The sequence below is a fragment of the Winogradskyella algicola genome, from assembly GCF_005869935.1.
GTDB classification, from domain to species: Bacteria; Bacteroidota; Bacteroidia; order Flavobacteriales; family Flavobacteriaceae; genus Winogradskyella; species Winogradskyella algicola.
This window is the reverse complement of sequence record NZ_SZQF01000006.1, coordinates 107,041-126,461: the sequence shown is the minus strand read 5'-3', so window position 1 is coordinate 126,461 and position 19,421 is coordinate 107,041. Positions and strand designations below refer to the sequence as shown.

15 protein-coding genes are annotated in these 19,421 nt (G+C 34.6%); 11 read left to right on the top strand and 4 right to left on the bottom strand.

From position 1 onward, the window contains the following. The first annotated feature begins 93 nt into the window (after positions 1 to 93). Positions 94 to 393, top strand: a complete 300-nt coding sequence (gene hpf, locus FC091_RS10580) for a ribosome hibernation-promoting factor, HPF/YfiA family (protein ID WP_138434244.1) — start codon at positions 94 to 96, stop codon at positions 391 to 393. 54 nt (positions 394 to 447) lie between these two features. On the opposite strand, the gene rlmH is transcribed toward hpf, so the two are convergent. Further along, entirely contained in the window at positions 448 to 921 is a 474-nt protein-coding gene (rlmH, locus tag FC091_RS10575) for a 23S rRNA (pseudouridine(1915)-N(3))-methyltransferase RlmH (protein WP_138434243.1), read from the bottom strand. 209 nt (positions 922 to 1,130) lie between these two features. Between rlmH and nadC the strand changes: the two genes are divergently transcribed. The 4 genes from nadC (at position 1,131) to priA (ending at position 5,933) form a co-directional block, all read left to right on the top strand. Next, positions 1,131 to 1,988, top strand: coding sequence for a carboxylating nicotinate-nucleotide diphosphorylase (nadC, locus tag FC091_RS10570; RefSeq protein WP_138434242.1), 858 nt, complete (start codon positions 1,131 to 1,133; stop codon positions 1,986 to 1,988). Between the two features lie 56 nt (positions 1,989 to 2,044). Continuing rightward, a complete protein-coding gene (locus FC091_RS10565; RefSeq protein WP_138434241.1) occupies positions 2,045 to 2,986 on the top strand; it encodes a YihY/virulence factor BrkB family protein in 942 nt (313 codons plus the stop codon). After that, positions 2,976 to 3,398: a DUF2147 domain-containing protein gene (locus FC091_RS10560; RefSeq protein ID WP_138434240.1), complete on the top strand. Its 423-nt coding sequence runs from the start codon at positions 2,976 to 2,978 to the stop codon at positions 3,396 to 3,398. Before FC091_RS10565 ends, FC091_RS10560 begins: the two co-directional genes overlap by 11 nt. A 105-nt stretch (positions 3,399 to 3,503) precedes the next feature. Beyond that, positions 3,504 to 5,933, top strand: coding sequence for a replication restart helicase PriA (gene priA / locus FC091_RS10555; RefSeq protein ID WP_246035878.1), 2,430 nt, complete (start codon positions 3,504 to 3,506; stop codon positions 5,931 to 5,933). 249 nt (positions 5,934 to 6,182) lie between these two features. Here priA and FC091_RS10550 read toward each other — a convergent pair whose 3' ends face one another. After that, positions 6,183 to 6,878: a LytR/AlgR family response regulator transcription factor gene (locus FC091_RS10550; protein ID WP_076620930.1), complete on the bottom strand. Its 696-nt coding sequence runs from the start codon at positions 6,876 to 6,878 to the stop codon at positions 6,183 to 6,185. Positions 6,879 to 7,078: 200 nt separating this feature from the next. Here FC091_RS10550 and rpsF point away from each other — a divergent pair, with 200 nt between their 5' ends. The 5 genes from rpsF to FC091_RS10525 all read left to right on the top strand — a co-directional run bounded on the left by rpsF (position 7,079) and on the right by FC091_RS10525 (position 9,640). Next, positions 7,079 to 7,417 (top strand): 30S ribosomal protein S6, encoded by a 339-nt coding sequence (gene rpsF, locus FC091_RS10545; RefSeq protein WP_138434238.1) that lies wholly within the window; start codon positions 7,079 to 7,081, stop codon positions 7,415 to 7,417. After that, complete coding sequence (gene rpsR, locus FC091_RS10540) at positions 7,417 to 7,716, top strand: 30S ribosomal protein S18 (RefSeq protein WP_171032511.1); 300 nt, start codon at positions 7,417 to 7,419, stop codon at positions 7,714 to 7,716. Before rpsF ends, rpsR begins: the two co-directional genes overlap by 1 nt. Before the next feature lie 12 nt (positions 7,717 to 7,728). Further along, on the top strand, positions 7,729 to 8,190 hold the full coding sequence (gene rplI, locus FC091_RS10535) for a 50S ribosomal protein L9 (protein ID WP_138434237.1): 462 nt from the start codon (positions 7,729 to 7,731) through the stop codon (positions 8,188 to 8,190). A gap of 69 nt (positions 8,191 to 8,259) precedes the next feature. After that, the gene (locus FC091_RS10530; RefSeq protein ID WP_138434236.1) at positions 8,260 to 9,129 is read left to right on the top strand and encodes a glycerophosphodiester phosphodiesterase family protein; all 870 of its coding nucleotides are present in this window, start codon (positions 8,260 to 8,262) and stop codon (positions 9,127 to 9,129) included. Between the two features lie 37 nt (positions 9,130 to 9,166). Further along, entirely contained in the window at positions 9,167 to 9,640 is a 474-nt protein-coding gene (locus FC091_RS10525) for a DUF6495 family protein (RefSeq protein WP_138434235.1), read from the top strand. A gap of 134 nt (positions 9,641 to 9,774) precedes the next feature. On the opposite strand, the gene FC091_RS10520 is transcribed toward FC091_RS10525, so the two are convergent. Continuing rightward, on the bottom strand, positions 9,775 to 11,016 hold the full coding sequence (locus tag FC091_RS10520; RefSeq protein WP_138434234.1) for an ABC transporter permease: 1,242 nt from the start codon (positions 11,014 to 11,016) through the stop codon (positions 9,775 to 9,777). Positions 11,017 to 11,184: 168 nt separating this feature from the next. On the opposite strand from FC091_RS10520, the gene hisS reads away from it, so the two are divergent. Continuing rightward, positions 11,185 to 12,594, top strand: a complete 1,410-nt coding sequence (hisS, locus tag FC091_RS10515) for a histidine--tRNA ligase (RefSeq protein ID WP_138434233.1) — start codon at positions 11,185 to 11,187, stop codon at positions 12,592 to 12,594. Positions 12,595 to 12,676: 82 nt separating this feature from the next. On the opposite strand, the gene FC091_RS10510 is transcribed toward hisS, so the two are convergent. Next, positions 12,677 to 19,420 (bottom strand): LamG-like jellyroll fold domain-containing protein, encoded by a 6,744-nt coding sequence (locus tag FC091_RS10510; protein WP_138434232.1) that lies wholly within the window; start codon positions 19,418 to 19,420, stop codon positions 12,677 to 12,679. Position 19,421: the final 1 nt, after the last annotated feature.

The window sequence follows — 19,421 nt, the reverse complement described above, 5'->3', positions numbered from 1 at the left end:
ACATTAAAGATTATTTATGACAATTATCAGTTATACCTCCTGTAAATTGTCGTATATTAGATAAAGGAATTATTAATTAAAACAAGTAATATTATGACGGTAAATTTTCAATATGTAAACACAGACGTAAGTGATACATTATCAGCGTTTACAACAGAAAAGTTAGAAAAATTAGCAGATAAATTTGAGTTCTTAATTTCAGCTCAGGTTTACATTAAACATGATGACAAAGACCACGAAGCAGGTAAAATTTGTAATATAGAATTGAGTCTTCCTGGTCCACGTATTTTTGCAACCTCAAATGAGGCTTCTTATGAGTTGGCTGTAAATGAAACTATAAACGATTTAACGCGACAGTTAAAAAAGAGAAAAGAAGTATTTAAAACACACTAAATTTGAAATAAAACGTTTCGACGTTTAATTATAACAGAGGGTTTACTCGGTTGGTTATCTATGATGATATGGTTCGTTCTTTAAAATTGTAAACCCTCTGTATAATTGTTCTATAAAAAATAAGCGAACCATTTGATGCGAAAATGTCATTTTAGACAATCCTATTTTTCCATTAGCTCTTTTATAAACCGCTTCAGAAAATCCATAAGGGCCTCCAATAACAAAAATTAAAGTTTTTATTCCTGAATTCATGTGTTTTTGCAAGTAGTTAGAAAACGCTACAGAATCCATTTGTTTTCCATTTTCATCCAATAAAATTAGCACATCTGAGTTTTGAGTTTTAGCTAAAATTAATTCCCCTTCCTTTTCTTTTTGCATTTCTTCAGAAAGATGCTTCACTTTTTTAAGATCTGGTATAATCTCAAATTCAAATTTAATGTAATGGCTCAGTCGTTTTTTGTAATCTTCAATTAATGTCTGAAGATTTTTATTATCCGTTTTGCCTATGGCGAAGAGTTTAATATTCATATGCTTTTGTCACTTCGAGTGATTTCATTTGGATTGCTGTCGAAATTGGAATTGTATCGACAAGTCTTGTGAGCTGGTTCTCGATAGTTCTACTGAGCTTGCCGAAGTACAAATTTATTCGTTTTGCTCATAAATTCATTCGAACTGACGTAAGATTTATTAAACTTTTCAAATTTCAATTCCTATTTTTACACTAAATAAAACATCTCATGATTTCAAAAGAACAATTCCAAACTGAAATAGATTTAATTATAGCCAATGCCATTAGAGAAGATGTAGGAGATGGCGATCATAGTTCTTTGGCTTGCATACCAGCTTCAGCTACTGGAAAGGCTAAACTTTTAGTAAAAGATAACGGTATTATTGCTGGTATTGAATTTGCTAAACAAGTCTTTGCTTACGTGGATAAAGACATGAAAATTGAGACAATTATTGAAGATGGGAGTAAAGTGAAGTATGGAGATATTGCGTTTTATGTAGAAGGATCTTCGCAGTCTATTCTTAAGGCTGAGCGTCTGGTGCTAAATGCTATGCAGCGTATGAGCGCTATAGCAACTAAAACCAGAAAGTTTGTGGATTTGTTAGAAGGTACAGGAACCAAAATTTTAGATACCCGAAAAACAACTCCAGGTATTAGAGCACTTGAAAAATGGGCTGTAAAAATTGGAGGTGGAGAAAATCACAGATTTGCGTTATATGATATGATTATGTTAAAAGACAATCATATAGATTTTGCAGGTGGAGTAACAAAAGCTATTAACTTAACCAAGCAATACTTAAAAGATACCAATAGAGATTTAAAAATTATTGTTGAAGCACGTAATCTTGAAGAAATTAAAGAAATATTAGAATGTGGTGGTGTGTATCGTATTCTTATCGATAATTTTAATTATGAAGACACTAGAAAAGCAGTAAAACTTATAGGTGACCAATGTCTTACAGAATCCTCAGGAGGTATTAACGAAAAAACGGTAAGGCAGTATGCTGAATGTGGTGTAGATTTTATTTCCTCTGGTGCACTAACACATTCCGTATATAATATGGATTTAAGTTTAAAAGCTATCTAGAAAAACGAAAAGCCTAACAATCTAACCGTCTAAGTAGTCTAAACATCTAAAGTTGAATGACAAAACACATAGAAGATAAACTTGATAAAATACCTGTAATTAATATAGTGGTTCGCTTTTTTAAGCAAATTCGATTACCAGGTTTTGAAGGTTTATCTATCTACGACTTGTTAGAACTCTATGTAATGGGTATTGTAAAAGGTGCGCTTACGACAAGAGCTAGTGCCATTGCTTTTAGCTTTTTTACTGCAATATTTCCGTTTTTACTGTTTGTAATTATTTTGATGCCTTATATACCTATAGACGGTTTTCAGGTAGAATTTGAGCGTTTTCTAAACGATTTTTTACCACCACAAACCTCAGAGTTTTTCTTTGCAAATATTTTTGAAAATATAAGTGGCGGCTCAGGAGCAGGATTGTTGTCTTCGGTTTTTTTGTTATCGATGTTATTAATGGCAAATGGTGTAAATGCTGTGTTTTCTGGTTTTGAAAACTCATACCATGAGCAGTTAACACGTAATGTATTTCAACAATACATGTACGCGCTTGGTGTAGCACTTATTTTGGCAGTTTTAGTGCTTTTAACTGTAGCTTTCTTTGGGTATACAGAAATCTATATTATAACACCATTAAATGATGCTTTAGAAACCGAAAAAGCAACAGCAGAGCAGTGGATTGCTGTTGTGAAGTACCTTTTTTTTATACTCATGGTCTATCTAGCCACAGCGACCTTGTATTACTTTGGTACTAAGGAAGGAAGACATACTAGATTTTTTTCTATAGGTGCATTACTAACTACGTTACTTATTATTCTCACCTCGTATCTCTTTGGTATTTATATTGATAATTTTTCACAATACAATAAATTGTATGGATCCATTGGCGCGCTTTTAATCTTGTTGTTATACTTATGGCTAAATGCTAATATTTTGCTTTTAGGTTATGAGTTAAATGCATCTTTAAGACGTTTAAGAAAAATAAACACGTATGAGAAATAACTTATTACTTTTAATATTAATTCTGGCTAATCTGCAATTAAATGCGCAAGACATTTTGGGAAAGTGGAAAACAATTGATGATGAAACTGGTGAGCCTAAATCCATTGTAGAGATTTATGAGAAAGAAGGTAAGATTTATGGGAAAATAGTAGACATTCTTACTAAAAATAGAGATGCGATTTGTAAAAAATGCGATGGTGAAAACAAAAATCAACCGATTTTGGGATTAGAAATTATAAACGGTCTTGAAAAAGATGACGATATTTATGAAGGTGGTACAATTCTAAATCCTGAAAACGGAAAAGTGTACAAATGTAGATTAAAGTTAGAAGAAGACACGGATACTTTACAAGTAAGAGGCTACATTGCATTTCTTTATAAAACGCAGTATTGGAAACGAGTTGTAGATTAAGTAGTATTCCGCAAAAGGTAATCAATAAGATTCAATAATCAATTGTATTTTTGTACAACACTAAATGACTAATTACTAGCCACTATTTACTTCCTCGACGTCATATTGCCAATTCCGCTTCAAAAAGCGTTTACCTATCACATTACAGAAGCAGAAGCTCAATTTATAAAGCAAGGTATGCGAGTCGCTGTACCCTTTGGTAAAAGTAAAATATACACAGCTTTAGCTTATAAAGTTCATAATAATGCACCTACAGCATATGAGGCAAAAACCATTCATCAAATTTTAGATGAAGCGCCTGTTGTGACTGAATTACAATTAAAACATTGGGAGTGGATTGCTAAATATTATATGTGCAGTCTTGGTGAGGTAATGCGAGCAGCAATGCCCAATGCGTTTATCATAGAAAGCGAAACGATTCTTGTTAAAAATGAAAATGCAGACATCTCTGAAGCGACTCTAAAAGATGATGAGTTTTTAATCTACGAAGCCTTGCAGTATCAATCGTCCTTAAAGATTGAAGATGTGGTTTCTATTTTAGATAAAAAACGAATTCTTCCGGTTGTGAATAGTTTGGTAGAAAAAGGCGTATTGCAGTTGCAAGAAGAACTTTATGAAAAGTACAAACCAAAATTAGTACGATATGTAAAGCTTCATGAATCGCATAAATCTGAAGAAAAACTTCAAGAGCTTTTAGAAATTTTGAGTCGAGCACCAAAACAACGCGAGGTTATTTTAACCTTGTTTACAATCGAGGCTTCAGAACAAAAACCAATAAAAGTTTCAGAATTAAGCGAGCGAAGTGGAGCATCATTAGCTATTATTAAAGCACTGATTGATAAGTCTATTTTAGAAGAATACTACATTCAAACCGATAGAGTGCAGTTTCAGGGTGAAGGTGATGAGCAAACCAAGCAATTGAGTGACGCTCAAACCGAAGCACTTGAGAGCATTAAAGTTGCTTTTGAGACCAAACCAGTAACACTTTTACATGGTGTAACATCATCTGGTAAAACGGAAATTTATGTAAAGCTCATAGAAGAACAGCTAAATTTGGGTAAGCAAGTATTATACTTATTGCCTGAAATAGCTTTAACAACGCAATTGGTGCAACGTCTTCAGGATTATTTTGGTGAAAAAGTTGCGGTTTTTCATAGTAGATATTCAGGTAATGAACGTGTTGAAGTGTGGCAGAATCTTAAAAACAATTTAGAAAAAGCACAATTGGTCATAGGTGCACGTTCTGCTTTGTTATTACCGTTTTCTAACTTAGGACTAATAATTGTAGATGAAGAGCACGAACAATCGTACAAACAATTTGACCCTGCACCACGATATCATGCCAGAGATGCTGCTATAGTCTTGGCTAACTTACATAAGGCCCAAACACTTTTAGGCTCAGCAACACCAAGTTTAGAAAGTTATTTTAATGCCAATCAAGGTAAATACGGATTTATAGAATTAAAAACACGTTTCAATAATGTACTAATGCCAGATATAGAGCTGGTAGATTTAGCAGATAAGTACAAACGGAAACGTATGAAAGGTCATTTTTCAGATCGTTTAATTGAAGAAATGGCCGAGACATTAGATGAAGGTTTTCAAATAATATTATTTCAAAATAGAAGAGGGTTTTCGCCAATAGTAGAGTGTGCAACTTGTGGTAACTCACCACAATGCCCAAATTGTGATGTAAGTTTGACATACCATCAATACAGAGATCAGTTGCGTTGCCATTATTGCGGTTACCATACGGTTATGCCAAAAACCTGTCAAGCTTGTGGTAATGCTACTTTAGATACTAAAGGTTTTGGTACTGAGCAGATCGAAGAAGAAGTAAAAGTGCTTTTCCCAGATAAGAAAGTTGCGCGTATGGACTTAGATACTACACGAGGAAAGCATGGTTTTGAAAAAATCATTTCTAAGTTTGAACAGCGTGTAATTGATATTTTAGTTGGTACACAAATGCTTACTAAGGGTTTAGATTTTAGACATGTAAAATTGGTTGGCATCATGAATGCTGATAATTTGCTAAACTTCCCAGATTTTAGAGCACACGAACGTAGCTATCAGTTAATGACACAGGTAGCAGGAAGAGCTGGCCGGACAGATATAAGAGGAAAAGTGCTAATTCAGACTTATAATCCGCATCATAATATTTTACAGCAAGTGTCTACAAACGCTTATAAAGATATGTTTGCAGAGCAGATGAATGATCGGTACAATTTTAAATATCCACCAATCTATCGTTTAATTAAAATTACGTTAAGGCATAAGGATTACAACAGAGTTAATCTAGCAGCAGATTGGTATGCTAAGTCTTTAAGGCAGGTGTTTAAAGCAAATGTTTTAGGGCCAGAATTTCCGCCAATTTCCAGAATACGGAATTTGTTTAATAAAAACATCTTAATTAAGATTCCGCAAAATCAATCACTTTCTAAAACCAAAGAAGCTATTATGAAAATAGATAACAGTTTTAATGCAGTTAAGGATTTTAGGTCTGTGAGAGTAGTTATTAATGTAGATAATTATTAAAAACAAACCATAGAAAATTTTGGTGAAATTCGTCAGTTCGAGTGGATTTTTCGATTGAAATGAGAAAAATTTGTATCGAGAATTAGAATTTTATCAATCAAAAAGTTCTCGATACAATTTTTTGTTCCTCAAAATCACTCGAACTGACGTCAAAATATACAACCGTTTAAACAAAAAAATCCCAACATTACTGCTGGGATTTTTTATTTCAATGTGTATTATTGAGATATTCTGAAAATGGTAGTCATTCTACATATTATTCAAAGCATCTACTAATTGTGTTTTCTTATTTCGACTCAAAGGAATCTCATAAGCACCTACTTCAACATTCTTACTGTTAAAGCGATCAATTTTATCTAAATTCACAATATAAGATTTGTGGATTCTCAAAAATTTTCCTTCAGGTAGCTCCTTTTCAAAAGCTTTCATTGTAGATAGTACTACAAGGCTGTTTTCTTCTGTTACAACTTTTACATAATCGCCTAAAGCTTCAATCCATTTAATATCCTTAATATAAACTTTACGTTTTTTAAGGTTACTCTTCACAAAAATGTGCTCGCCATCAGTTTCGTTAAAGTCTAATTTTAACTTATGCTGCTCAATAGCTTTTTCTACGGCAGTGTTAAAACGTTCTTTTGTGATTGGTTTTTGAAGATAGTCGGTAGCGTCGTAATTAAATGCTTTAAAAGCATATTCGGTTTTACCTGTAACAAAAATAATTTGGGGTTTGTTGTTGAGTACATCTAAGAGTTCAAAACCGTTTAATACAGGCATCTCTATATCTAAAAAGATAAGATCTACTTTATGAGTATTAAGACCGTTTTTTGTTTCTAACGCACTGCTGTACTCTGCAATAAGGTTAAGCGAGGAATGATTCTCGATTAACTTTACTATAGAGAGGCGCTGAATCGCAGAATCATCAACAACTACACAGTTTAAAGTCATAACATTAATAATTTATTAGGTTAAGATATCGACAATAGTACAATAATTTCGGTTAAAAAACAAATTTTACCGACAAACTGTAAAATTTAACACAATCTTTAGTGTGGGAAATGTTTAAAACTTACATTAAAAAACGTTGCCAGAATTAGAAATAATGTGTATTTTTGCAGCCGTTTTAACAATAAACAAATATAATTATTATGAATCATTATGAAACTGTTTTCATCTTGAATCCCGTTTTATCTGAAGACCAGATAAAGGAGACAGTTAAGAAATATGAGGATTTTCTTGTTTCTAAAGGTGCAAAGATGATAGCCAAAGAAGATTGGGGCTTAAAAAAGTTGGCTTACCCAATCCAAAACAAAAAAAGTGGTTTTTATCACTTATTTGAGTATCAAGTAGCTGGTGAAGTTATTGAAACTTTAGAGTTAGAGTTTAGACGTGATGAGCGTTTTATGCGTTATTTAACTGTAAAATTAGACAAGCATGCTATTGCTTGGGCTGAGAAGAGAAGACAAAGAAACAAACAAAAAGCTTAATTATGTCATCAATAGAACAACAAGCAAAAGGAAAAAAAGATGGTGAGATTAGATATCTTACACCATTAAATATAGAGACACAAAAAACGAAGAAGTATTGTCGTTTTAAAAAATCTGGTATCAAGTACATCGACTATAAAGATCCAGATTTCTTATTAAGCTTTGTAAACGAGCAAGGTAAATTGTTACCAAGACGTTTAACAGGAACTTCTTTAAAATACCAAAGAAAAGTATCTGTGGCAGTAAAGAGAGCTAGACACTTAGCTTTAATGCCATATGTTGCTGATTTATTAAAATAAAATATCATAACAATGGAACTTATATTAAAACAAGACGTTGAGAATTTAGGATTTAAAGACGATATTGTAACAGTTAAGAACGGTTATGGTAGAAACTTTTTAATTCCTCAGGGACATGCTGTAATGGCTACACCATCAGCTAAAAAAGTATTAGCTGAAACTTTAAAGCAACGTGCTTACAAAGAAAAATCTATTATAGCTGAAGCAGAAAAAACAGCAGAAGCTTTAAAGGCATTAGATATTAAAATTACTGCGAAAGCAGGTACAGGTGCAACAGCTGGCGATAAACTATTTGGTTCTATAACTAATATGGATTTAGCTGAGGCATTAAGAAACGAAGGTCACGAAGTTGATAAAAAATATATTTCTATCAATGGTGGTAATATTAAACGTTTAGGTCAGTATGAAGCGGTAATACGTTTACATAGATCTGTAAATGTTGATTTTACTTTCGAAGTTGTTGCTGAGGCATAACAAGCTTCAAATTAAATATTAATAAAAACCGTTTAGTATTCTAAGCGGTTTTTTTATTCAATTACATTCATGAAAAGATTTTTACTTTCTATACTTGTCATAGGATTTGTGGCTTGTAAGAATTCTAAACCAGAAGGGGAATTAGAGCAAGCACAAAAATCGAAACTTATTGAGCTATTTAAACCTTCACGGTCCGATTATCCAAACATAAGTGTGCATCGAGGTGGAAAAGGCATAAAAGGTTATCCTGAAAATTGTCTTGAAACCCTAAAATTTGTCAATGATAGCATAAAAGCCATCTTTGAAGTAGATGTGGCTCAAACAAAGGATAAGAAGTTAATTTTAATGCACGATAATTCCATTGACAGAACCGCCAACGGAACAGGATTAGTCAAAAACCTAACCTATAACCAAATAAAGAATTTTAATTTAATAGATGACTTTGGAAATCAAACCGATTTTAAGATTCCACTGTTTTCTGAAGTTTTAGAATGGAGTAAGGCAAACAATGTTATTTTAACAATTGATATTAAAAGAAGCGTTAGCCAAAAAGATGTTATAAATGCTATAGACGCAGCAGATGCAAAAGACATAAGCATCATTATAACTTATGATGTTGAGCAAGCTCAATCTGCTTATGCATTAGCACCAGATGTTTTGCTTTCGGTTTCAGCAAGAAATCATAAAGAGTTTGATAGATTACTAAAAACAGAAATACCAACAGAAAATATGCTAGCCTTTACAGGAACAAGATTATCAAATAAGAGTTTATACAAACATTTACATGATAAAGACATTGTTTGTATTTTAGGAACATTGGGCAACTTGGACAAACAAGCAGAAGCAAGAGGCGATGAATTATATCTACGATGGAAAAATCTAGGAGTTGATATTTTAGCAACGGATAGACCTTTTGAAGCATTTAGAGCAATAAATTAATTTTTAGATTCTGAAACAAGTTCAGAATGACAATAAGATGAAATATACACGATTAACAAAAGAGCAGTTTGAAGAATTACACCAGGAATTTATTAATTTCTTGGCAACACAATCTATAACTGCTGATGAGTGGGAAGACATTAAGAAAAATAAGCCAGAAGCTGCAGAGCAGGAGTTAGATGTGTTTAGCGACCTAGTTTGGTATGGTGTGTTGAGTAAAGTAGAATACTTGGAGCATATTTCGCCAAATCAGATTCACCTTTTTAAGTGTAGAGAAAAGGATATGCACTTAATAGCACTTAAATTAAAGGAGGATAAGACTGATTTAACAACAAAAGAAGGATTTCAGTGGTTAAGAGATAACTTATTATCTGATGATATTGAGTTTTTCAACGCAAAGAAAGATTACTCTGATGATAAGCATCAGGATATTTTTAAGCTAATTCAACAAGGTGCTAATATTACCAAAGGTAAGTTGTTTCAGTATTTTGAAAAGTTGATAAAGAGCTAGAGTACTGTCATTCTGAACTAGTTTCAGAATCTTGATTTTCATCAAAGAAAGGTTTTATTGAGACGCTGAAACAAGTTCAGCGTGACACTAGGAGCTTTTATCTAAGCAATGAGATTCCTGCTTTCGCAGGAATTTTATTCATATCTAAGTGACTCAATAGGATCTAAACTAGCAGCTTTTGTGGCTGGATATAATCCTGAAATAATAGCCACAATAAATGCTATACTGGTGGCCCAAATCATCGCTACCCAAGGTGTGGAGAATTCGAGTTCAAAACCTGCGGCAACTCCCCAACCAATCAAGATGCCTAGAATAATTCCTAAAATTCCACCAAGCTGACCTATAATAATGGTTTCCATAAAAAACTGAAACGCTATTGTTCTTCGTTTAGCGCCTAGGGCTTTACGCACACCAATTTCTCTAGTACGTTCACTAACAGAAACCAGCATAATATTCATTAATGCTATTGTAGAGCCAAAAATGGTAATAATACTAATTACCCAAGCAGCAATATATAAGGTGTTTGTATTGTCTGCTACACGATTTATAAGATCTTCACTTCGCTCAATACCAAAATTATTTTCTTCTACTGGGTTGAGTCCACGCACATTTCTAAAGGTAATAATCGCATCATCTTGCGCACCTTCTAGCATATCAGTTTTATCCACTTTAACGCTAAGCGTAAAATTAATGTTTGGATTGGTGAAGATAGATCGCGCTTTTTGAATAGGCATAATCACTCTCAAATCCTGATTATTACCAAACGTTGAGCCTTTTTCTTTTAAAACACCAATAACTTTAAATTTAGAACCTCTAACACTTATCGTTTTATCAATTGGGTTTTCATCAGGAAATAGCGCTTTCTGTAAATCGCTACCAATAACGCAAACGGCATTATTATTTTCTACGTCGGCAAAATTAAGTGAGCGACCATTTTCTATTTCTAAGCCAGAGTTTTCAATAAAATGTTCGTTAGAACCAATAACTGCAACTTCGGGATCTGTTTTTTCATTCTCATATTTCACTTCAGATGTTGCAGAACCATAAAACGATACTGCAACTTTAGTATATGGGTAATCGTAATTATCAATAAAATCTTTTACGTTTCTGTAACTTATTACAGGATTAACCTTTTGGCGCTCTCTACTACTTTGGCGTTGTGCTCTAAACTCGTAACGTTGAAAATTAAAGGTATTGGCACCCATTGACGAAAAATTACTAGAAATGGTATTCTCTAAAGCCGATACACCGCTTAGAATACCGACTAGTGCCATAATACCGATAGCAATGATTAAAACCGTTAAAATGGTACGTAGTAGCTGGCTTTTAATAGAACCAAAAGCAATTTTTACATTCTCTCTAGCTAATGAAAACATAGTTGTGTTTAAAGTTAGTTGGGTTGTTTAAAACCATAAGACGTCTCAAACACTATAAAGTTACCATAAATTTAAAATTACTTGGGTTTGCCTCTAAAAATTATAATATTTTTGTGACTTAAATATGAAGTTTCACTAAAAGAGATTCCTGCTTTTGCAGGAAATGTTATGGCACAAAAACCAAGTATTCCTAAAGGTACCAGAGATTTTAACGCAGTAGAGGTTGCAAAACGTTCTTATATAATGAATATTATAAAAGAACAATTTGAGTTATACGGATTTCAACCTATTGAAACACCAAGTTTTGAAAACTCTGATACTTTAATGGGAAAATATGGTGATGAAGGAGATCGGTTGATTTTTAAGATTTTGAATAGTGGGGATTATTTTGAAAAGTTTAAGGGGGTTGTTTCTGACTTATCGCAAACTGTATCTGGTGATTTGAGCTCTTTTTATAATTTAGAAACAAGTTTTGTAACGAAGCATATCTCAGAAAAAGCCCTTCGTTACGATCTTACAGTGCCTTTTGCACGTTACGTTGTGCAACACCAAAATGAGATTGAGTTTCCGTTTAAACGCTACCAAATACAGCCTGTTTGGCGTGCAGATCGTCCGCAAAAAGGGCGTTTTAGAGAGTTTTACCAATGTGATGCTGATGTAGTGGGTTCTAAATCTTTGTTTCAAGAGGTTGAGTTTGTGCAACTTTATGATGCTGTTTTTACGGCTTTAGATTTAAAAGGTGTTACTATAAAAATAAACAATCGCAAGATTTTATCTGGTATTGCAGAAGTTATTGGAGCACAAGACAAGTTAATAGATTTTACAGTTGCTCTAGATAAGCTCGATAAAATAGGAGAGGAGAAGGTAAAAGAAGAAATGCGTAGCAAAGGCATTTCAGAAGACGGTATTTCTAAACTTCAACCTTTATTTTCTTTACAAGGTGAGTTTGGTATGCAAGTAGAAAGCTTAAAATCTATTTTAAACACCTCTGAAGTTGGAATAAAAGGTATTGAAGAATTAGAGTTTATTGATGCTTCAATTTCTAAATTAGGATTAAAAACAGCCAAACTTCAATTAGATGTTACCTTAGCAAGAGGACTTAATTATTACACAGGTGCAATTTTTGAAGTGGCAGCACCAGAAGGTGTAAAAATGGGCTCAATTGGTGGTGGTGGTCGTTATGATGATTTAACCAGCATCTTTGGGAAACCAGATACAAGTGGAGTAGGTATTAGTTTTGGACTGGATCGAATTTATTTGGTTTTAGAAGAATTGAATTTGTTCCCAGAAACTATTGCAGATGCAACTAAAGTGCTATTTATCAATTTTGGTGACAAAGAGGCTATGGCTTGTTTACAGGCTGTGACAAAATTACGACAACATGGTGTAAAAGCAGAGTTATATCCAGATAGTGCTAAAATGAAAAAGCAAATGACGCACGCTAATCGTCGCAATATACCTTACGTAGTTTTAGTGGGAGAGGAAGAGCTCAATTCTGGTACATATACCCTTAAAAACATGAAGTCAGGCGAGCAAAGCAAATTAAAGTTTGAAGAACTATTATCGTCGTTGCAATAATAAACAATAAGTATATGAAATGAAAAAGCCCTGAAGTATTCAGGGCTTTTTCGTGGTTAAGATTTAAGATTTGGGGCAAAAATTACTTTACTAAAACCTTCTTAGTCGATACTGAACCGCTTACAGTATATAACTTAATGATATAAGTTCCAGTACTTAAATTCTTAACTTCATATTCAGAGTAACCGCTCTCTGAAATACTTTCAAATTTGTGGACAGATTGTCCGAGCATATTAAATAGTTCTATAGATTTTACTTCTATCAGGTTAGGATTTATTAATACGATTTTCTCTTTGTAGTTAGAGTATAATACGTCTATGCTATTTAAGTTTTCATCATCAATTCCAAGCGAACCTGCAGTAATTTTGAATGTGATTTCAAAACGATCTAAGTATTCACCTTCGTTTAAGAATATTTCGTAATTACTTATTCTTAAATCGTGGAATAGATTTAATGCTTTGTCATGTAAATAAATGTTAACATCATTTGGTACATTTTCTAGAGTATTAATTGCAAATGTACTTATACCATCAGCACTAGTTTTTACACCTAGAGGGTAAACTGTATTTAGGTTAGCATTATCATTAGCTTGAATAACGAACTTTTCATCACCAATCATCCAGAACATATCGTCTGTCTGATCTTCGTTTAGATGTGCATCGTATGCCCAATCTACACCTTCGGTTGTATTTTCGTCAATAGTTAATAAAAGCTCTCTCTGTAAGTGCATTGTATTACTAGCTCTATAACCAATTCTAAATTTCATTCGGTTATCTACATCTTCAGCTTCATTATTTTGATTATTAGACCAATTTGTTGTTCTCATAAAAACGGACGATGCACTCCCTTCTTTTACAAAGGCACGCTGATCGTTTTCAAAGGTTATGTTTCCGTTACTGATACCAGTTACAAAGAATCCTTGACTTACAGGTACATATCTACCTGGTGTTTTAGTACCTACACCAACTTGTGCCACATCTGGGTCTGGTGCTGGTGCTGGTACACCACCTGAAAGGTTGTATATAGCATAGCCACCTTGGTATTGTTGTAATACGTGAGATCCACCTCCCCAATGTTCCCAGAACTGAAGTGCTCCAGTAGTATTAGGGTTGTCTAGTATAAATTCATCAGCATCCAAAGCAGAAGCATACGGGTTACCAACTAAGTAATCATTACCATTGTTAATGGTTAGAGTAATATCTCCGTTATTAGGTTTTCCTAAGAATACATAGTTTTGGTCATCTAAAATACCACCAGTTGCTGGACCTTTCATAGTAAAGCCTTCACCTGGTAAGATGTTTCCAGTGCGTCTTACATGTTGCCATGCTGAGTAATCGTCACTGGTTAGATTAGCAAATTTCCATATCCAATAATCTGCAATGCTTATTGGGTTTGTAGCTGAGCCATCGTAACCAGAATTTAAAAAGTTCACAGGGTTCGTATTATCAAACATTACATCTTGTACTGTATAACGATAATTGTTGGTTGCAATATCTACGTCACCAACAGGTGCAGACCAGTAGTTATACGTGTATGTATCTGCAGTACCTTGCTGATCTTTTTCTAGTTCACCATTAGTATCAACTAATAGGTCACTATCTTCAGTCTGAATTAATTGTGAATCGCCTTCTAAATCAATCTTACCTGTTAAGCTTAAGTAGTGTGATACAGTAATACCATTACCAGCATTAGTTGCATTATCACCATCTAAGGTTAACTCATTAGCATCAACATAAAGTCCGAGGACTGTTCTGTTTTCGTTATTGCCAGATGGTAATGCACTGTTATCCATGGTTACATTGTGAGATGTTCTAACAATATTCCAGTCAACTGTTATACTATTATCTACAATAGACGCGGTGCCTGGTATGTATTGCACAGAGCCATTTGTCCATGTAGCGTTAGTATCCCAATCACCATTTTGAGCTGACTCGTATGGTAACGGCGCAGTTTGTCTGTCTACTGTATCAAGGTTTCTTAAGGCACCTTGATTACCGTTTCCTGAAGCATCATCTGTGTTTGTATAGGTGTAAACAGACATTGGATAGTAGCCTGCTAAATCACTCCACGGAACAGCATTGATGTCGTTTTTAGTAATAGAGGTTGGTAATATTCTACCCATTACTTGGCCCGCATTATCTTCAATCTCCTGATTCATTACAAAACGTAATTGGTCTTCTGTTAATGCTGTATTCCATACACGCACTTCGTCAATATTTCCTTGGAAATGCTGAGTTGTTGTGCCTTTTCCTGCTGCAGCTATGAGAAATGAGTCTGAAGTAGTTATTGGTGCGGTCCTGTTTCTGCTTATATCTAATACACCATCTATATAAATAAATAATCTTGTGCCATTGTAAATTGCTGCAACATGGTGCCACTCATCGTCTGGGATACTCGTGTTTGTTATTGTTATTTGATTAGAACCATTCTTCCAATAAACTTGAATTCTGTTATCGTCTAATATTTCAAAATCGTACCCTTGTGTAAAGGCCAAATCTCTCTTTGAAAGTATAGATTTAGTTCCTGAATCAGCAGCATCACGCTTTATCCAAGCTGATATTGTAAAACCTGTTGGGTCTAAATCCAAGTTATCCTCAACATCTATGTAATCTACTGCACCATCAAAATAGACAGAACGTACAACTTCAACCTGTGGTGCATAACCAAACGTGATATACTTTGTACCATCAAAATCATATTCAGCCTTTAAGTTACCACTTCCGTCAGATGTCATAACTCGGTAGTCTGCAGTTGGATCAAAAACACCTGTGTTTGAAATAAACATGTAATAATTCCCTGGAGGCGATATATTTCTTATGGCGTCTTGTGGTAGCATTACCGTCGCAGTAGGGATATCGCCACCGCTTTCTACAACTTTCCATACACGCTGCATGGCTGTAAATGTTACATTAGTAGTTAGAGACGGAGTTATACCAGCACTCATATTTACCGTTATCGTAGCAGCTGAAGAGTTAATATCAGCATTGTTATTACCCCATACTAGGTATTCTCTGTCATTGAAATTAGTTGCATTGTTATCAATGTTATCTTTATTTGTATCATAAACATCAGTTAAACCTATGGATAAGAAACCACTTGTTAAACCAGTTCCATCTGAAAATTTATTTTCACTAGCAGATTGTTTTTGTAAAAAGTTAGAATCGTCATCTCTACCAATGCCAGCAATATCATAGTTGTAACCTGTATTGGCACTTGTGTCCCAAATGACATTACCTTGAGAGTCGATGTAATCTATATCATTTTCTCTGTCTACTGTAGTACTGTTTTGGGCATGTAAGGTTACTCCGTTTTTTAAGGCAAGGTAAGATTCAATTTTTTGTTTATCTAAATCAGAGTTAGTAGACTTATAACTAACAATTTCCGTTATCCTACCATCAACATAAGCATCTACATTTCCATTAAGAGAAAATCTACCAACACCTAAATAGTATTGTTGGTTCTTATACTCGTGCAGGTTAAGTTGATCCGTAAATCCTGGTATACCTGTGTCGTATGCAAACCCAGCAGTGTTGTCTATACGTTTACCATTTTTAAATATTTCTACAGCATTACCAGCAGCATTAGTTTTTACATTGTAAATAATAACCTCATCTACATAACTATCAGTTGTACTTGTATAGGCTCTACCGTATGATAATTCGCTGTTAGTAGCCGAGAGATTTGTAGGTACAGAACTACTCATATGTGCTACGACTTCGTCAGCAAATCTTCTGGATATATTACCAAGGCCTAAGCCTGTTCCGTCTACTTGTGGACTCACTGGGGCAACTCTACCAGCAATAGGTACTTGCCTGTTTGCACCTGTATAATCTATCGTTCCATTAGATTTTATTACAACAAAATAATCATGGGCGAAATAACCTCCTTTTCCTCTTAGGTATTCTAGATTACTACGGTCAAACTCCATTACTGGGTTATAGTTGATATTATCGGTACTGTTATCTTTAAATGCAGGGCTATTGCCTACCATACCAGTTGCATCATTATCAAAAGCGGCATCAGGTAAATTAATAATATCATCATTATCATTAAGTAAACCCCATCCCTCCGTAGCTTTAATCCATAATCTTAGATCAGAATTAATAGAACCAGGTCCATACGTTGGGTCACTAAATGGAACTATAGAAGCTGCATTGATGATAATATTATCTATTGCTGCTCCAAGATCCGTGTCAGCTGCATCACTTGCCATGACAAATCTAAATTGAATCTCAGCAGAGTTTTCTAAAATAATAGGTAGTGTAACAGAAGCTGTTTCGAAATAGTTTCGGATTGCTTGGGTAGTGTCGGTGTTGCCTGTCCAACCATCTGAACCGCTACCTAGAGCATTTACATTGCCATTACCATCATACCAATTAGAGCCGTCACCGAAAGAACCAACGACAGACCAAGAAGACCAAACGCCTAGAGTTCTGCGTCTGTATTCTAAACGCATACCATCATCAGTATCGTTACTAAAATCGTATCTCAAATCTGCATTAAAAACAAGGTTGGTATAGCCTGTAGTTGATAAAATAGGGCTAGTTAAAGTAATATTAATGTTGTTGTCATAATTGGCATAATTGTCAGAATACCAATAGTTTCCTTCACCAAGTTCACTTGCTGAAGTTAAACCATTTCCGTGACTCCATACTGTTGTAGAACCAGTTGAGGCTGTCCAGCCACCATCTGAGTCATCAAAATGTTCATAATAAATGGTATGATTTGGTACAACGATTCCATTTCCTTGAACATCAAAAGTGTACGTGCCTTCGTCAACGTCATTACTCGTTATGGTCACCGTTGCTGTTCTCAATCCTAATGCACCAGGAGTGAAGTCAATTATAAAAGTAGTAGAATTAGACGGTAATATAGCGTTATTGGGTATTGTAGATACATTAAAGTCGGCTGCATTTAATCCTGATATAGTTACATAAGGTGATGCACCTGTAATATTAAGTGTAGCTGAACCTAAATTTTCTATGGTAAATGAATTTGACGCACCACTTCCGTCTATATCAACGTCACCAAAATCAGTATTATCAATTAAAGAAGGTGTAGTGTCTCCATCAACAATATTAGTTCCATTTCCTTGGATATTAATTTCAGGGCCCGAAACAGCCGAAGTTATTGAAACATTATCTATGGCAATATCGCTACTCCAACCATTTCCTGTTGATCCTGAAGTACCTCTAAATCTTAGCATTACGGTTTGACCAACGTAAGGGGTAAGATTGATAGAATCTGTATTCCATACATTACCGTAATTACCAGAAAAACTTCTTAAATTTATTGGGAATGTCGCCCCATTATCTGTACTTAAGTCAATATCTAAAGTACCTACATCAGCACCAAACATATGATAACTGTAAGAAAATGTTGCGTTTGTCAATGCCGATAAGTCAAAACAAGGGGTAAACACATCTGCGATGCGTGTAGGAAAATTAGGGCTTGATGCTTCAATATATATATACCAAGTATCACCATTACCAGATGTAGGACCAGTACCAGAAGACGGTGTACCACCAGAGTCTCTGGTCCAATCAAAATCATCCGCAGTACTATTAACCCAGTTACTTCCTGCAGTTTCAAAATCTTCGGAATATGGAAACGTGTTAACTATTGTAGCACAAGTTGCGCTACTAAGAGCTGATAAATCAACAATTTGTATTTCGTGAGACATGGTATTTCCACTTCTGTGCGACCAGTGTGCAGCTTGTGTCGATGAGTTAAAGTAATAATTTCTCCAGCCTCTTGCATAAGCTGTTCCACCACCAGTAGTTGTAGAAGAACCGATAATTAAAGCTTGGTTGGTGTCAGTTAGTCCTGCGCTGGAGATATCAATGGTTGTTTCTCCTTGTGCACTTGAACTATTTTGAAACCTACTAACATTCAAATCAGGATTATTTAAAACATGAACAAAATGTCTATTGGTACCATTACTTCCATATGTGCCTACGAAATTCCAATCAACAGTTTGATTATTGATTCCCGGATCCATCAATGGCCAGTTATCCTCTAATGCTTGATTAGCACCGTCTGTAGTATCTCCACGATGGTGACTAAAAATTACAGCCTCATTCCATGCACTAACATTTGATGCTGTACCCGTTCCGTCTGAGTTACTTCTTAACGTTATATTACCTGTAATGGATCCAGTATTACCTGAGTCACCGTGTAGAACAGTCCAATTACTTCCTGTAAACTCGACAACTGTTATATAAACAGTTACATCATTGGCATCAGTTCCTTTTTGGACTCTTAGTGTTGTTGCGTTTTCTAAGTATGCGATAGCGGTTCCAGAATCACCACCTGCTGAATTTTTATTAGTTACAATTCCAGTGATGAATGGTATGCAATCGTTTGCATCGCTAATACCAGACAAGGCTTGTGTAACACTATTAGTTGTACCATTTAGATTTATAGCATATCTACCTCTTACTATCATTTCATTATTTCCTCCTGGCGCACCAATGTACTCCCAAATGGATGTGTTAAACCTCATATTTGAGGCATCAGAGCCTGCCTGTCTGTAATAAGTTAATGTGCTAGCATTGGTTAATACTCTAGCGCCGGAGAGATCGTCTGCATTAAATGTTGATGCGGAGGTGTTTGGACCTGCATTAACTTTTCTGTTGTTGTTTGCTAACGCAAACGCACTATTAGTCGAAGATACAGATGTAAAGCTTGTGTTAGTGCCACCAGCGTTACCAATATCATCTTGTAAATGTTGAACGTTAAAGTCTTGGGCAGATGTTTTAGTATTAAACATCAATAGAAGGGACAACAACACACAACCCTTTAAGGCTATAGTAAAAGTTTTCATA

What these genes read in the sequence shown, in the direction of transcription:
- FC091_RS10550 (WP_076620930.1), bottom strand. Translation starts at nt 6,878, where the DNA reads ATGACTTTAAACTGTGTAGTTGTTGATGATTCTGCGATTCAGCGCCTC.
- FC091_RS10520 (WP_138434234.1), bottom strand. Translation starts at nt 11,016, where the DNA reads ATGTTTTCATTAGCTAGAGAGAATGTAAAAATTGCTTTTGGTTCTATT.
- FC091_RS10560 (WP_138434240.1), top strand. Translation starts at nt 2,976, where the DNA reads ATGAGAAATAACTTATTACTTTTAATATTAATTCTGGCTAATCTGCAA.
- hisS (WP_138434233.1), top strand. Translation starts at nt 11,185, where the DNA reads ATGGCACAAAAACCAAGTATTCCTAAAGGTACCAGAGATTTTAACGCA.
- rpsF (WP_138434238.1), top strand. Translation starts at nt 7,079, where the DNA reads ATGAATCATTATGAAACTGTTTTCATCTTGAATCCCGTTTTATCTGAA.
- rplI (WP_138434237.1), top strand. Translation starts at nt 7,729, where the DNA reads ATGGAACTTATATTAAAACAAGACGTTGAGAATTTAGGATTTAAAGAC.
- nadC (WP_138434242.1), top strand. Translation starts at nt 1,131, where the DNA reads ATGATTTCAAAAGAACAATTCCAAACTGAAATAGATTTAATTATAGCC.
- hpf (WP_138434244.1), top strand. Translation starts at nt 94, where the DNA reads ATGACGGTAAATTTTCAATATGTAAACACAGACGTAAGTGATACATTA.
- rlmH (WP_138434243.1), bottom strand. Translation starts at nt 921, where the DNA reads ATGAATATTAAACTCTTCGCCATAGGCAAAACGGATAATAAAAATCTT.
- FC091_RS10565 (WP_138434241.1), top strand. Translation starts at nt 2,045, where the DNA reads ATGACAAAACACATAGAAGATAAACTTGATAAAATACCTGTAATTAAT.
- FC091_RS10525 (WP_138434235.1), top strand. Translation starts at nt 9,167, where the DNA reads ATGAAATATACACGATTAACAAAAGAGCAGTTTGAAGAATTACACCAG.
- FC091_RS10510 (WP_138434232.1), bottom strand. Translation starts at nt 19,420, where the DNA reads ATGAAAACTTTTACTATAGCCTTAAAGGGTTGTGTGTTGTTGTCCCTT.
- FC091_RS10530 (WP_138434236.1), top strand. Translation starts at nt 8,260, where the DNA reads ATGAAAAGATTTTTACTTTCTATACTTGTCATAGGATTTGTGGCTTGT.